This window comes from Streptococcus iniae, assembly GCF_030732225.1.
Lineage (GTDB): Bacteria > Bacillota > Bacilli > Lactobacillales > Streptococcaceae > Streptococcus > Streptococcus iniae.
Map to the genome: position 1 here is coordinate 1,503,689 of NZ_CP132230.1, position 14,972 is coordinate 1,518,660.

At 35.9% G+C, this 14,972-nt stretch carries 15 protein-coding genes, 1 tRNA gene and 1 pseudogene; 2 read left to right on the forward strand and 15 right to left on the reverse strand.

The annotated features are described in order from the left end of the window. Nucleotides 1-105: 105 nt before the first annotated feature. Nucleotides 106-753, forward strand: coding sequence for a metal-dependent transcriptional regulator (locus tag Q9317_RS07415; RefSeq protein WP_003101475.1), 648 nt, complete (start codon nucleotides 106-108; stop codon nucleotides 751-753). A 134-nt stretch (nucleotides 754-887) separates the two neighbouring features. On the opposite strand, the gene Q9317_RS07420 is transcribed toward Q9317_RS07415, so the two are convergent. The 8 genes and pseudogenes from Q9317_RS07420 to Q9317_RS07455 form a co-directional block, all read right to left on the reverse strand. Further along, complete coding sequence (locus tag Q9317_RS07420) at nucleotides 888-1,580, reverse strand: 5'-methylthioadenosine/adenosylhomocysteine nucleosidase (RefSeq protein WP_003101476.1); 693 nt, start codon at nucleotides 1,578-1,580, stop codon at nucleotides 888-890. Nucleotides 1,581-1,591: 11 nt separating this feature from the next. Beyond that, nucleotides 1,592-1,852 (reverse strand): cell wall synthase accessory phosphoprotein MacP, encoded by a 261-nt coding sequence (macP, locus tag Q9317_RS07425; RefSeq protein ID WP_003101477.1) that lies wholly within the window; start codon nucleotides 1,850-1,852, stop codon nucleotides 1,592-1,594. A gap of 2 nt (nucleotides 1,853-1,854) precedes the next feature. Next, nucleotides 1,855-2,406, reverse strand: coding sequence for an NUDIX hydrolase (locus Q9317_RS07430; RefSeq protein ID WP_003101478.1), 552 nt, complete (start codon nucleotides 2,404-2,406; stop codon nucleotides 1,855-1,857). Between the two features lie 18 nt (nucleotides 2,407-2,424). Continuing rightward, nucleotides 2,425-3,810, reverse strand: coding sequence for a bifunctional UDP-N-acetylglucosamine diphosphorylase/glucosamine-1-phosphate N-acetyltransferase GlmU (glmU, locus tag Q9317_RS07435; protein ID WP_003101479.1), 1,386 nt, complete (start codon nucleotides 3,808-3,810; stop codon nucleotides 2,425-2,427). Nucleotides 3,811-3,910: 100 nt separating this feature from the next. Then, nucleotides 3,911-4,876 (reverse strand): Gfo/Idh/MocA family protein, encoded by a 966-nt coding sequence (locus Q9317_RS07440; RefSeq protein ID WP_003101480.1) that lies wholly within the window; start codon nucleotides 4,874-4,876, stop codon nucleotides 3,911-3,913. A 26-nt stretch (nucleotides 4,877-4,902) separates the two neighbouring features. Beyond that, on the reverse strand, nucleotides 4,903-5,601 hold the full coding sequence (locus tag Q9317_RS07445; protein WP_003101481.1) for a 3-oxoacyl-ACP reductase: 699 nt from the start codon (nucleotides 5,599-5,601) through the stop codon (nucleotides 4,903-4,905). After that, nucleotides 5,594-5,830, reverse strand: a complete 237-nt coding sequence (locus tag Q9317_RS07450; RefSeq protein WP_003101483.1) for a DUF2829 domain-containing protein — start codon at nucleotides 5,828-5,830, stop codon at nucleotides 5,594-5,596. The genes Q9317_RS07445 and Q9317_RS07450 overlap by 8 nt, the downstream gene beginning before the upstream one ends. An 83-nt stretch (nucleotides 5,831-5,913) precedes the next feature. After that, nucleotides 5,914-6,201 (reverse strand): annotated as a pseudogene (locus Q9317_RS07455) (tyrosine-type recombinase/integrase); the annotation flags it as partial. A gap of 265 nt (nucleotides 6,202-6,466) precedes the next feature. On the opposite strand from Q9317_RS07455, the gene Q9317_RS10580 reads away from it, so the two are divergent. Further along, nucleotides 6,467-6,901, forward strand: coding sequence for an isochorismatase family protein (locus tag Q9317_RS10580; RefSeq protein WP_225111322.1), 435 nt, complete (start codon nucleotides 6,467-6,469; stop codon nucleotides 6,899-6,901). Between the two features lie 125 nt (nucleotides 6,902-7,026). Here Q9317_RS10580 and Q9317_RS07460 read toward each other — a convergent pair whose 3' ends face one another. The 7 genes from Q9317_RS07460 to Q9317_RS07490 form a co-directional block, all read right to left on the reverse strand. Then, nucleotides 7,027-7,353, reverse strand: a complete 327-nt coding sequence (locus tag Q9317_RS07460) for a hypothetical protein (RefSeq protein ID WP_003101486.1) — start codon at nucleotides 7,351-7,353, stop codon at nucleotides 7,027-7,029. A 187-nt stretch (nucleotides 7,354-7,540) separates the two neighbouring features. Further along, nucleotides 7,541-8,455, reverse strand: coding sequence for a magnesium transporter CorA family protein (locus Q9317_RS07465; RefSeq protein WP_003101487.1), 915 nt, complete (start codon nucleotides 8,453-8,455; stop codon nucleotides 7,541-7,543). Between the two features lie 81 nt (nucleotides 8,456-8,536). Then, nucleotides 8,537-9,880: a branched-chain amino acid transport system II carrier protein gene (gene brnQ / locus Q9317_RS07470; protein ID WP_037583405.1), complete on the reverse strand. Its 1,344-nt coding sequence runs from the start codon at nucleotides 9,878-9,880 to the stop codon at nucleotides 8,537-8,539. A 192-nt stretch (nucleotides 9,881-10,072) separates the two neighbouring features. After that, nucleotides 10,073-12,076, reverse strand: coding sequence for a methionine--tRNA ligase (metG, locus tag Q9317_RS07475; protein WP_003101489.1), 2,004 nt, complete (start codon nucleotides 12,074-12,076; stop codon nucleotides 10,073-10,075). A 133-nt stretch (nucleotides 12,077-12,209) separates the two neighbouring features. Continuing rightward, nucleotides 12,210-12,929 carry a YoaK family protein gene (locus tag Q9317_RS07480; protein WP_121791531.1) on the reverse strand — a complete coding sequence of 240 codons (720 nt, stop codon included), beginning with the start codon at nucleotides 12,927-12,929 and terminating at the stop codon, nucleotides 12,210-12,212. 66 nt (nucleotides 12,930-12,995) lie between these two features. Further along, nucleotides 12,996-13,085: transfer RNA gene (locus Q9317_RS07485), tRNA-Ser, on the reverse strand. Nucleotides 13,086-13,185: 100 nt separating this feature from the next. Continuing rightward, nucleotides 13,186-14,859, reverse strand: a complete 1,674-nt coding sequence (locus tag Q9317_RS07490) for a hypothetical protein (RefSeq protein WP_003101491.1) — start codon at nucleotides 14,857-14,859, stop codon at nucleotides 13,186-13,188. Nucleotides 14,860-14,972 lie beyond the last annotated feature (113 nt).

Sequence of the window (14,972 nt, forward strand, 5' to 3'; positions counted from 1 at the left end):
TAGTTAATTATATACTTAAGATACATTAGTTAATGTTATTTGTCAAGATTTTTTTTGATTTTTCTGTTATAATAATGATTATAAACAAGAGAAAGGCCTGGTCTCATGACGCCTAACAAAGAAGATTATTTAAAATGTATTTATGAACTGGGTGAACAATTCCCCAAAATGTCTAACAAAATGATTGCAGAAAAAATGCAGGTGTCACCACCCGCTGTTTCTGAAATGATTAAAAAAATGCTTAGTCAAGAATGGATTCTCAAAGATAAAGCAAAAGGCTATTTATTAACAGATAAAGGAGCTAGCCTAGTAGCTAATCTTTATCGCAAACACCGCTTGATTGAACTCTTTTTAATCACCCAATTAGGTTACAAATCTCATGAAATTCATCAGGAAGCAGAAGTTTTAGAACATACCGTATCTGATCTTTTCATTGATAGATTGGATAAAAACTTAGGCTACCCTGAGTTTTGCCCACATGGTGGTAGCATTCCAAGAAAAGACCAACCATTAATTGAACAAAGCACTGTCACATTAAATAAAATTGATCAACTCGGTCAATACCGTTTAAGCCGTGTTCATGATGATTACCAGCTCTTGCAATATCTTGATATGCACCAATTAGAAATCAATACAATCTTTACCATAGAAATGATTGACCCTTATGCTAAAACACACACCATCGCTTACTTAGACAAAAGACTTTACATCCCAGAGAATATTGCCCGCCAACTATATGTCACAAAATGCTAAAAGAGGCTGGGCAAAAAGTCGAAATCTCATTGATTTTTTCAAATTTCCGAAATAAGAAACCGCATGAAATCAACGTTTGTAAACGAAAGATTTCATGCGGTTTTGTTTATATTAGGCTTTTTGCCCAGCCCCTTTTAATGTAATTGTTGTAAAAAAGTCATTAAAGTTGCTGCTGATTTTTTTCCAGCTTCAATAATAAAGTGATCAAAACTGATATTGGCATCATGAGCTGCTGTATCACTCATAGCTCTTATGACAACAAAAGGTTTACCTGTTGCATGTGCTGCCTGAGCAATAGCTGCTCCTTCCATTTCAACTGCTAAAACATCTGGAAAAGCCGCTTTGATTTGATTAATTTTTTCTTGACCTGCTATAAAACTATCACCCGTCGCAATCAAGCCCATATGACTGGGATTATTTTCTTGCTGCAAGACCTCTTTGAAGGTGTCAACAAAGGTTTGATCACAATCAAAATATAAGGGTTGCATCGACATTTGCCCATAGTCATAGCCAAAAGCTGTTAAATCAACATCATGGTAGACTAAACGATCTGCAACAACGACATCACCAATAGCTAAACCTCTTGCCACTGCTCCAGCTGAACCGGTGTTAATTAAAGCATCAACCTCAAAGCGATCAACTAAAATGGCTACTGTCATGGCTGACATGACTTTACCAACACCAGATTGTACTAAAACAATATCATGATTAGCAATCTTACCACAATAGTATGTGTTCCTTAAGACCTCATGGCATGTTTTGTCCTCTAGTTTATCAACTAAAAGTTCTAATTCCTGCGCCATGGCAGCAATAATTCCAATTTTCATTTTACTTCCTTTTATAGATTAAAAACTGCATATATCAATAGTGCAATCAGAATAAGTAAGGCCAACAATAAGAGATTGAGCTTTGACTGAAACTCGCTGCGTTTTGCATTTTCAATTCGACGGCTTTTGTAAATACGGTCTTCGTGGTCTTGAAAATCGTCCTCTAAAAAAGTCATGATTTTGGTATCTGAATCAACAGCATAATCATCATCAATTGGCTCACCACGATTAGCTTTGGCAATAATCTCATCAGTTAATAAAGATTTTCCCATCTTTAGATTCCTCCACACGTCAAACCATAGAATTGGATCGCCATGATCGTTTTAGCATCAACAATCTGCCCTTTTTCAACCATCGCTTGGCACTCTTGATAAGAAAGTTCTAAAATTTCAATGGTTTCATCGGCATCAAGCGGTCTTGGATGAGAAACTTTTTCTAAATTTTTGGCAAGAAAAAGCTTTATCTTTTCATTACAAAATCCAATAGCTGTGTAAAACTCATAAATAAAAGATAAATCACCAGAGTATTGAGTTTCTTCTTCTAATTCACGCGCAGCAGCCTCCATCTCTGCTCCTGCTTCTCCAACTTCAAGTTTGCCCGCTGGAATTTCGTAGGATACTGCTTCAATCGCCTTGCGGTATTGTTTTACAATAATCAGTTTATTTTCCGGAGTGACTGCTAAAATAGCGACTGCTCCTTTATGCAAGACAAGTTCACGTTTGGATTGACCTAAACCGTTTGGTAGTTCCACATCATCAACGACAACATCAAAAATCTTGCCGTGAAAAATTTCTTGTCTTTTTAGGTTTTTTTCTTCAAAGTCCACAAGCCTACTCCTCTTACCTTATTTTTGACAGTTCTTAGGATGGTGCGGTAATTGCTCAGCATAACCGGCTTTAATTACTTGACGGCTTCTTGCAATAGCAAGACTATCATTTGTCACATCCTCTGTAATGGTTGATCCTGCAGCTGTTAAGGCATTATCCCCAATTTCAAGTGGTGCAATTAAAGTCGAGTTGCTTCCAATAAAGACATTGTCACCGATACGCGTTTTAAATTTATTTTGACCGTCATAGTTTACTGTAATTGTACCTGCGCCAATGTTAACACCTGATCCAATTTCTGCATTACCAATGTAGGTTAAATGACCAGATTTAGTGCCCTCACCAATTGTAGAGCCTTTAACCTCAACAAAATTACCAATATGAACATCTTTTTCAAGCTGTGAACCCGGTCTAATATGGGCGTAAGGACCAACTGTAACACCTGATCCAATCATAGACTCTTCAATGGTTGAATTTGTGATGACAACATTTTGTCCAATTTCTGCATCAACCAAATAACTGCCATTGGTTAAAACAGAAGCTGCACCAATTTTTGTTTTCCCTCTTAAAGTAACGTTTGCTTCAATCAACACATCTGGCTCCACAATAACATCACTTTCAATATAAGTAGCATCTGGGTTTTGGAAAGTAACACCATTAATCATGTGCGCTTTGTTAATTCGCCCACGCATAACAGACTCAGCTGTTGCTAAGGCAAGGCGGTCATTAACCCCTAAACTTTCATTAAAGTCCCTAAGAATATAGGCACCTACTTTTTCCTTATTTTCTCTAAAAATAGAGATAACATCAGTGAGGTAGTATTCTCCTTGGGCATTATCAGTAGTAATATTTTTTAGAGCTTCAAAAAGACGTTTATTATCAAATACATAAGTTCCTGTATTAATTTCTTTGACTTCTTGTTCAAATTCGGTTGCGTCTTTTTGTTCAACTATTTTAAGCACTTCACCATCTTTATTGCGGATAACACGGCCATAACCAAAGGGATCTTTGGCATTAGCTGTTAAAATGGTTGCCACATTCTTATGGTTAACATGGAATTCAATCAAATTTGTTAAACTCTCCCCAGTGATTAAAGGAGTGTCTCCAGCAATAACAAGGGTTGTCCCCTCAAGATCTGCTAACATCTCTTCTGCCATCATCACGGCATGACCTGTTCCTAATTGTTCAGTTTGTAAAGCAAATGCTGAACGATCTGCCAAAACCTCTTTAACAAGGTCTGATTTGTGACCAATTACTGTCACATTTTTTTCAGGTTTAATTGCCGAAACACTTCTAAAAACATGCTCAAGCATGGTTAAACCAGTAACTTTGTGAAGTACTTTTGGAAGGTCTGATTTCATACGGGTACCTTTACCCGCAGCCAAAATAATTGCGTAGTTTTTCATATGAATTCCTTTTATCTTTTTTGTTGACTATCATCTCATTATAGCATATTTGACATTTTAATGCTTAAAAAATGAAATTGGAAAATCCAATTTCAGGTGATTATAGCAAGCTTTCAAGTGCTTTTTCAAGAACAGTCATAACTTGATAACTATGTTTTAAAGATGACTCAGCTAGAGCATAATCTTTCTTTGCAATAATAGCTTCAAATGCTTCAAATTCAGCAACCATACGGTGCTCATGCTGGTTAGCATTAACCCATTTTGTGTCGTGTCCGTTCAAACTCAAAGCCAACTGAGGAACTGTATTTGTTGCCCCTAAAATAACCATTGAACCTTTATTTCCTTGAATAGTAGAACGGATTTCTGCACTACAGTCTTTGGCAGCGATAGCAATGACCTTAAAATTCTGATAATCCAAGACAAGAATGCCTGAAGTATCAATCTGCCTTTCAATATTAGGAAGATAGTTAACTGACTTTGGAAGGCCAAATAAACCGACAATAATATGAATGTTATAGATATTGAGATCTCGTAAAGCCCCTCCACCCTTTTCAGGGTCAAAAGCTGGCGCAATTTCTCCTTGTTTAAAAGCATCATACCTTGAAGAATACTGAGAATAATTGCATTCTACAATTTTAATGTCTCCTAATTGTTGTAAGTGCTCTTTCATAAAGTGAAAGTTTCCCAAATACTGATTTGTGATGGCTTCTAGAAGTATCACTTTATTTGCCTTGGCAATCTGAATCAAGTCATCAAGTTCTGCTAAGGTCATGGTAAAAGGCTTTTCACAGATGACATGTTTTCCAGCTAATAATGCTTGTTTAGCCATTGCATAATGCAAATGATTTGGCGTTGCCACATAGACCGTGTCGACTGCAGAACTCTTTATTGCACTTTCAAATTGGTCACTAACTTCAGCAATACCATAACTTTTAGCAAGGGCTTTGGCCTTTTCAATACTTCTTGGTGTTGAAATTATGGTCTGTAAGTGAATGCCCTCAACTTCTTTTAAAGCAGGTAAAGCATCTTCCACTATTTTTCCTGTTCCGATAATTGCTAATTTCATTTTTTCTCCTTTAACTCTTTTAGCTGTTATTTAAGGCTCCATCCGCCATCAATTTTAAGAATCTCACCTTGCATGCCAAAAGCTCTACCAGAAGCCAAAAAGAGGGTTACCTCCGCTACTTCAATTGGGGCAATCCAACGTTTAATCGGAGTTTCTTCTGCTACCCAATCAGATAGTCCTCCTGGCTCAAAGTCACTAGCCGTCATACCTGTCTTTACGGCACCTGGGGCTATCCCAAAAACTTGAATGCCGTCTGCCGCATAATCCAATGCTAGCTGGCGAGTTAATCCAGCTAGAGCATGTTTACTAGCTGTGTAGGCCGCTCCTCCACCACCAGCGATGAAACTTGCAATTGAACACATGTTAATAATGATTCCTGACTGCTGTTTTTGCATTTCTTTCACATAAAACTGACTGAGTTTAGCTGCTGCAAACACATTAGTCGCAAAAACCTGTTCAAACTCATCCATATCAACCTCTAAAAGAGGCTGATAGGCATCTAGGACACCAGCTGTATTACAAAGAATATCTATTGAAGTCACTTGTTCAAATATAGGACTTAAATCCATACTGATATCCTGTTTGATAAAGGTAAAGTTTCCTGCTAAATCAGGCTTTGAAGCCCTATCAACACCATAAACCTGATAGCCTTTTTCCAAAAAAAGGCGAGCTTGCTCAAGACCAATACCTGATGAAACACCCGTAACAAGTACTGTTTTAGTCATTGACTTCAATCCAATCACTGGCCAATACATCACAAGGTGTCGGTGCCCACATGGAAAAACCTTCTCCATCACCACTAACATGAATTAAAAAATATGGGGTGACTTCTAAAGCCTTTCCTTCAACTTCAATCCTATCAAAAAGTTGAACATAATTTTCTGCGCCCCCCCAACCTTGACGGACATATTTCTTTTTCGCTTTTAAACCCGGTAGAATTTCTTCAAATGTCATGTTTTTCTCCTTAATCGTCTATAAACACCTATTTAATAAGGTTTATAGCATTACTGTTTTAATTAGTTTATAAATTTGTTCACCTAGAGGCTATTTATAGCTTTTTCATAGTAAGAAACTGCTTCTTTTTCTTTATCAATAGAGAGGTGACTATAAATATCCATAGTCATGGCCAAAGTGGCGTGCCCTAATCGGTATTGTAATTCTTTATAACTTATGCCAGCATTTAATAATAAACTAGCATGAGTATGTCTAAATGCATGGAAAGTAAATCTAGTGCACTTAATCTCATTAAGACGTCTATCCAAAGCTTCTTGACGTATGGCCATGTTTTGATATTCCCTTGTAGGTGTTGCAAACACAACCTTTGGGAAGAATAAATTTATTATACCAAAAAAGGAGAGAAAAATGGGTTAAAGAAAAACTCAAAGAGCTAAAACTATTCTTAGCCTTAATGACAATATTTAAAGAGTGACGAAACAAAGATATTAAGCTGATGGATGTTTTTCATAATCCTGAAGAAACAAAAAGACTATTCATAAATTAAAGGAATTCCATAGGTAGCAATTTGCCTTAAATAGCCTAAATTTAACGTATAACTAACATTACCAGTTTTATACATATCTTATACTTGAAATAAATCGAGATAGCGCTTTAGAAGACTTTAATGCTAGAATTGATTTATATCGCAAGAAAGATAAAAATATAATATTTATTCAACATAACGATTTAAGTTTAAAAAATGGGACACCAGAATGGAAAATTGATGAAAGATTACATCTAAATAAAAATGATCTCTGTATTCAAAAGACACATGCTAACGCATTTTATAAAACAGACTTACTTAATAAATTAATAGATAAAAATACAAAATCTATTGAGTTCTGTGGTGCTCAAACTGAATATTGTGTTAATGCAACGGTTGAATTCGCATTTGGATTAGGATTTGATAATTTTATGAAAAAGGGACATACTTCAACAGAAAATAATGAATTTTTAAGTGCACAAAAAACAGTTGAATATTTTGAAAATAATATATGGAATAATAGATTTTTAAAAATTATAGATTAAGTAATGATTAACAAAGATAGTTTTTCGATATCAAAAAAAATTAAAATGGCGCCTCTTGCACTCCCCCATAAAATGAGACACAAGAAAAACACCTCTTTTTGAGGTGTTTGGTAAATAAGCTAGGTTTATTTGAAAATGGTTTTGACAATGCCTTTTAACATGACAATCAAAAACGAGCCTACCATCAGGACAATGGTAAAGACACCAATAACTAATTTGGTCCCTGTTGTAAAATTGCGATGAATTTCTAATTGTCGTCCCAAGGTTTCTAGTTGATCAGCATTTAAGATCTGTCTCATATGATTAATAAATTCAAGGAAACCATCCGCAAATAAATACAAGCCAAAAAGCAAGCCTAACATGATAACCAGTTTTAAAAGCACTAATAAAACTGTTACCAAAATACTAGCAAGTGAATGTCTTGATTTTTCTCGTCTTATATTTTCTGCCATAATTATTGTCTCCTTATTCTACTTAACTAATATAGTATCAAAAGCTCATCTAAACCACAAGACTTTCTTACTCATATAAGAAGTTATTAAAAATAAACTAGTGTTCTTTTAAAGGCTTTGAGCTGATGTTTAGCATTACATGATCACTTAAAAAGCAGTATGGTTAATTCTTTCTTGAATAGAAGGTTTATTTTTTTCGATAGTTCATCATGACTTTTAAAATCATGGCCATCACAAACCAAAGGATAACAGAAATGCCAATCACCATAACCCAGCCCAATGGATGGTGTGTTAAAACTGTTGGCAAAGGCACGTTAATCCCAAAAAAACCTGTCACAATACTTGGAATAGTTAATAAAATAGATAAGAGGGTCAAGATTTTCATGGTGTCATTTAATTCATTATTAAGCACATTATTATAGGTTCCCTCAAGTTGAGCTAAGACTTGTGACGACAGTTGGGTCATCTCAAGTAACTGCTTTGCTTCAATGAGAGCATCGTCTAATTGTTCCATTTCACTATCACTTAAGTTTAGGTAGTTGCTTAAACCTTTAATTTGATTAATAAGAAGCACATTTTGTTTGCTAGAAGACACCAGATAAACCAAGCCTGTTTCTAAATCCGACAATTCTAAAAGTTCACGTTTACTGGTTCTTTCACGCAATAATAAATTTAGACGATTTCGTTCTTGATTAAGATTTTCAACGGATGGAAAGTAATTTTTAGAAATTAAAAACAAAACACTAAATAAGAACTTATAAAGACTGTAACCCTCATTTTTTTGCAACAACTGCTCCATCTGATTTATCAGATAGGCACTTTTATCCTTATAAATTGTCACCAGCTTATCTTGACAGACATAAAAAGTAATTGGAAGTGTTTGGTAATGGTAATCCTCTTTAGACATGTCTAAAACGTTATAGATTAAAAATAGAGATTTCTCTTCCTTATCATATTCTAAGTGAGATAACTCATTTTTATCAGAGGCATAGTTTAAAATTTCTTGATTCATTTCCATGGATTGGCTCAATAAACGCAAATCATTTGGATTGTCTGCGTTAGCCATGTACATGGTAAATACCTTATTTCGGATTTCTTTCACAAAATCACCTCCATCAATTCATTAGCACTTTAGTATATCAAAAAAAGAGCTAGATAGCTCTTTATGGGGTTTATTTTTAGACTATTGTGCCTTTTCAAATTGTGACAGGTCAAATGCTTCACCTTTTTGTTTATCAGGTAAAAGCAATGCTAGCGCTAATCCAAGCATGGTCGGCAATAACCAAGACATGGAGATAGAATGAAAGGGCAAAACTGTAACCAGACGCGTTAAAAGAGGCAGAGCAATAAGCCCAGAGAGAACTTCAAGAAGGGAAACTATCGTGACTAAAGCTATGGTTAGTGACATTCCCTTTTTAGACAGTGCCAGCCATTTATTAAGAAGAATAATAAGGACAAGCACAATAACAATTGGGTAAAGTAAGGTTAATACTGGTACTGAAAACGCAATTACTGTATTCAAGCCTAAGTTCGCAATACCAAATCCAACTAAAGTAAAGACTGTTGCATACCATTTGTAATGGCCAAAAGAAAGGTTTTGATCAAAAAATTCAGAAACAGACACAATCAAACCAACTGTCGTTGTAAAACAAGTGAGAATGACCATGATACTTAAAAAAAGACGACCAAATGAGCCAAACAATTGATAAGATGATTGCGCTAAAACATAGGCACCTTTATTAACATTTGGATTGGCTAAAACATCTGCCGGAATCACAAATTTATTGCCCAAAAAGGCAAGCCCTAAATAGAGGATACTAAAGGCTAAACTAGTGACAAGACCAACTACCCAAATGGTTGACAGGTATTCTTTTTTACTCTTAAAGCCAAACTGTTTTAATGTTTCAGTCGCCACCAAACAAAAAGCAACTGACGCTAGGGCATCTAAAGTATTATAACCTGCTAAAACACCACTACCAAAAGCGTTTTTAGCATAATCAGCACTAGCAAGTGGACTGTCTAAATGCCCAAATTTTAGAGCTCCAACCACTACCAAAAGGAGGATTAAAAGGGCAAAAATTGGGGTTAAAATTTTACCAACACTATTTAAAATGTTATTTGGCTTAATTGCTAGGAGGTAAGCTGCTAGGAAAAAGAAGATGGTGAAGATAAAAAGAGCAATAGGGCTATTACCTACAATAGGGCTTAAGCCAACTTCAAAAGAGACTGTTGCCGTTCTTGGAATGGCAAAGAGCGGGCCAATGGTTAAGTAAAGAAGAATCAAAAAGCCAAGCGAGAACCATGGGCTAAATTTTTGATCCATTTCTTTTTTAAAGCCACCATTTGTTAGCGTCCCAACCAGTAAGGTAATAATGGCTAAACCAACACCGGATAGGCAAAAACCTAAAATAGCCGGCCAAAACTGCTGGCCTGAATCAACGCCTAAAGCAGGAGGAAAAATGAGGTTTCCCGCTCCAAAAAATATTCCAAATAAAAGTAAGCCTGTTAAAAAGCCTTTTTTAACCATTTTAAATCCCAATTGCAAACTGACGCTTACATCCTTTCTTTTCTTATCCTATTTTCTCATTTTAGAGTTACTTTTTCTGAGTAATTGCTTTCTATTATAACAAATTTTTCATAATAGGCTAGACTTTTTTCGAAATTTTCTAACAATTCCACCTAAAAAATCAAGACCTGTTAAAAAGCCTTGATTTCTTTTCTAACCAATAATAGAACCATTTGCTACTGATGGATCAACAGTTAAAACGGTTAGCTTTCCATCGTGTTCAGCAGATAAAATCATACCTTGGCTAATGTATTTTTTCATCATTTTACGTGGTTTTAAGTTAGCTACAATTTGTAATTTTTTACCCACTAATTCTTGTTCATTAGGATAGAATTTTGCAATTCCTGATAGGATTTGACGATCTTCACCGTCACCAGCATCTAAACGGAAACACAATAATTTATCAGACCCTTCTACTTTTGAAACTTCCTTAACTTCAGCAACTCGAATCTCAACAGCATCAAAGGTTTCAAATTTAATTTCTTCTTTTGAAGAAGTCAATTTAACGTCCTCTGGAACCCACTCTTTTTCTGCTGTATTAGGTGAGTTTCCTTCCATTTCAGATTTGATATAGCTAATTTCTTCTTCCATATCAAGTCTTGGGAAGATGGGTTGCCCTTTTGCAATCACAGTAACACCAGTTGGCAAACCTGAAAGTTCAAGGTTTTCAAGGTCAAAATCAAGGGATAAACCAAGTTGTTCCATAATAGCATTTGAAGTTGTCATCATAAAAGGTTGGATCAAATGAGCAACCACGCGCAAGCTTGCTGCTAAGTGAGCCATTACAGAGGCCAAGTGTTCTTTATCACCGTCTTCTTTAGCTAAAAGCCATGGAGCTGTTTCATCAATGTATTTATTGGCACGAGAAATAATTGTCCAAACAGCCTCTAAGGCACGTGGATAATCAACAGCTTCCATATAGTTATGATAATCTGTAATTTGCTCTGCTACTACTTGAGCTAAATCAGCATCAAAAGCAGTTACATTGGCAACATAGGAAGGAATTTGCCCATCAAAATACTTGTTCACCATAGCAATGGTACGGTTAAGTAGGTTTCCTAAATCATTGGCAAGTTCATAGTTGATACGACCAACATAGTCTTCAGGGGTAAAAGTACCATCTGAACCAACTGGAAGAGAACGCATGAGGTAATAACGTAGTGGATCAAGACCAAAACGTTCTACCAACATTTCTGGGTAAACCACATTGCCTTTTGATTTGGACATTTTGCCATCTTTCATGACAAACCAGCCATGAGCAATCAGACGTTCTGGCAGTTTCATGTCTAGCATCATTAAAAGAATTGGCCAGTATATCGAGTGGAAACGTAGAATATCTTTACCAACCATGTGGAAAACTGTTCCATTCCAGAATTTATCGTAGTTGTCATGATTTTCTTGACCATAACCTAATGCTGTTGCATAGTTTAAGAGAGCATCAATCCACACATAAACCACGTGTTTAGGGTTTGACGGTACTGAAACACCCCATGTAAAGGTGGTCCTTGAAACTGCTAAATCTTCTAACCCAGGCTCAATGAAATTCTTCATCATTTCATTCATACGCCCATCTGGTTGGATGAAGTCTGGATGTTGATTAAAAAATGCAACCAAACGATCCGCATATTTGCTAAGGCGTAAGAAATAAGATTCTTCTGAAACCCATTCTACTTGATGTCCTGATGGTGCAATCCCACCAATAACATTTCCTGAAGCATCACGGAAAACTTCTTCAAGTTGACTTTCTGTAAAGAATTCCTCATCAGATACCGAATACCATCCTGAATATTCTCCTAAATAAATATCATCTTGAGCCAGTAATTTCTCAAAAACAGCTGCAACCACTTCTTCATGGTAAGCGTCTGTTGTACGGATAAAATGGTCATAAGAGATGTCTAGCAATGACCAAAGTTCCTTAACCTCTTTTGCCATTCCATCAACATAAGCTTGCGGAGTAATACCAGCTTCTTCAGCCTTACTTTGAATTTTTTGACCATGTTCATCAAGACCAGTAAGGTAGAAAACCTCATGGTTCATCATGCGTTTATAGCGGGCAATAACATCACAAGCAATGGTTGTGTAGGCTGAGCCAATGTGTAATTTACCTGATGGGTAATAAATTGGTGTTGTAATGTAAAATGGTTTTTTATCTGTCATTTCTATTCCTTTCAAGGCTAATGAAACCTTTTTGAATTTAATAATCACCTAAAACAAAAACTTTTGCTGTTAAAGATGTCGTTAATAATTCATTATATCATATTTATGCCATCAAAAAAACCGATTCTAGGACTTATCCTCGCCTAATCGGTCTTATTTTTCGTTGAATATAGAGATGCTCTGCTAATAACAAATAATTAACATAAGCCAAAGGAAACAACATTGCACTTAAAGCCATTTCACCAAAATGATAAGACAAAAGTGTTGAGCAGATAACCCCTAAAACAAAAGTCATGATAATAATAAGAGTATTGCGCCCAATCTGTATGAGTTCTCTATTATTTTCATAAAGCCCTTTTGTCAAGACATAAGCTGCATTCTTAATATTCCCTGTCATCATAACATTGGCATAACTAGCACCTCGAAGTGATTTAAAGGTATCTACCTGGATTGAAGCAAAAAAAGCTAGCGCTGATACTGTGACATATTGGGGAGAAAATGGCGTCATTATGCTGGTAAGAATTGCAATAATCGTAAGCATACTGCTTGAAATGAGGTACCAATGCAAGTGGTGTTTGTTGGACCATCTATGAACAAAATAAGTGAAACTTTGCCCAAGCATGAAAAAGAAAATAGGTAACAAGAAATTAAAGGCTTGCAGATAGGTTTTTTCTGCTATACGAATAGCAAAATACAAAACATTTCCTGTTTGAACTCCTGCAAAGCGTCTTCCTTGAGTTACAAAAGTAAAGGCATTCACATAGCCACTAATAAAAGTTAGTGCTGAAGCACACCTTATCCCCTCATATACTTGATGCCTTTTACGTCTATTTTTTCGTGATTTATTTGACATGTTGCCTTCCTTAATCAAAGTAAATAAAAGAAAAAATACTGTTAACCAGTACTTTTTGATTATTTAAGGAGGATGTGGGATTCGAACCCACGCACGCTGTTACACGCCTGACGGTTTTCAAGACCGTTCCCTTCAGCCGGACTTGGGTAATCCTCCAAAAACGATACCTCTAGTATAGCACAGCCATTCTCCCAAGACAATAGACTTTCTTAGAATGACAAATCAAAAATGAGTGGAAAAACCACCCATTTTCAACTTATTCTAATGTGACATTTTTACTCAGTTCTTTTTCTTCAATTTTAAAGTTTTGCAAGAAGTTTTCTTCTCCTAATTCAGCTTTAAAGAAATCTCCAACTTTTAGGAAAGGAAGTTGGTCACTACTTTCTCTTGTCGCCTTTACTTTGTAGATTTGACCATCTGAAATCAGGTAATAAATACTTGTCCCAGAAACAATTTGGCTAGCAACTTGTTGCACTTGACCCGTAATCACTTTTACTTTTTTACGGGTTCCATTTAGAGAAGTCAGTCCACTAGTGTCTCTATCCGTAAATTGTGCAATCAAACTGGAAATATCGTTATTAACAGTCACTTGTTGATAATCTTCGGCATCCACAAGTGCATACGATTTCACCAAGCTCGCCCCATCTTTTAAAGAAATGAGGTAATAGGCCTTACCATTTAATTTAACCAAGGTTGGAGCTGTGGCAGAGTACCCTTTTTCTTGCACTTCTCCCTCGGCTGATTTCATGGCTGAGGTCTCCGTAGCTGAGGCTAATTTGTAATTGGTAATTTGTCTGGTTCGCATATTAACTAAAATAAAACCAAGATTGGAGGAATCAGCTGTGGCAGAAGTAATCCCTGTATATAAGTAAATATCAGACCCAATAGTGATGTAGTTGTAACTATCAGTTGTTTGTTTAACACCAGATTGACTAAAGACTGTGTTCCAGTAACCATTTTGATAAGTGTAATGATCATCAACACGTTGAATAACATTTTCAGCCGAATAGACACGGTCAACCCATTTTGGCACTTGATCCAGTTGGTAATGACGTGACTTACCTGTCACAGCATCTAAAATAATAACACCATTTGGATCCATTGAAGATAGACCAAATTGCGGAGCATAAGTTGTCGCAATGTAGTATGAATTTCCATCATCATCTACTTCAAATGATGGGTCTGAAAAAATGGTGAAGGGGTGGCTAAATCTCAAATGACGCATTGTGTCGCGAAACATAAATTCAGAATCTGAATATTTCATTGGTGAAGCTAATTTTTGCAACTCTGCTTTGCCTGTTGTTTGATTAACTTTAACATAATAGCTAATACCTTCTTGACGGTTTGTTACCCATTTCCAAAAACTCTTATATTCCAAAGGAGACACACGATAGGGTTGTTTTCCTATAGTAATTTGTCGGTAGTCATCGGAAATGCCAAACTGTGACACTTTATCAATTGTTCCTAGATAGGTATCACCAATTTTTTCAGCCGATTCTCTATCTAATAAAGCTAATGTTGAGATATTGGTTTCTGGAAAATCGGTCTTAAAATCAGCATCTTTCACCTTGACAACATTGGCATAAGATTTAGCTCTGAAAAGGCGCGTGTTAACAATTGATAAGAGGGCAAGTCCTGCTGCTATGACCATCATTGATACAATAAGCCATTTGGTAACACCTGAAAACACTTTAAAAGAGGCTGTAACATCCTTTAAACCACTTGTTTTTGTTTTTTTGCCAAAAAGATTTGTAAGACCTGTTGAGACAGAACCTACAAAGAGGTTGATGGCTAAAATAAAAAGTAAAAAAATGGCAAAGACCCAAAAATCACCACTTAAAACATTAATAGGGGGTAAATTTACCCAATAATAGACTGCCACTACAACTAAAGACAGCAAGCCCAGTAGTAATTGAATCTGTTTTTTCATCCCATTCTCCTAAACCTTTAAATGATAAGATATTATGACTTTATTATACCATATCTGAGTGGACTTTACTGTTTTAAACAGCAGAAAAGACAGGGAAAGCCCCGTCATTTCTA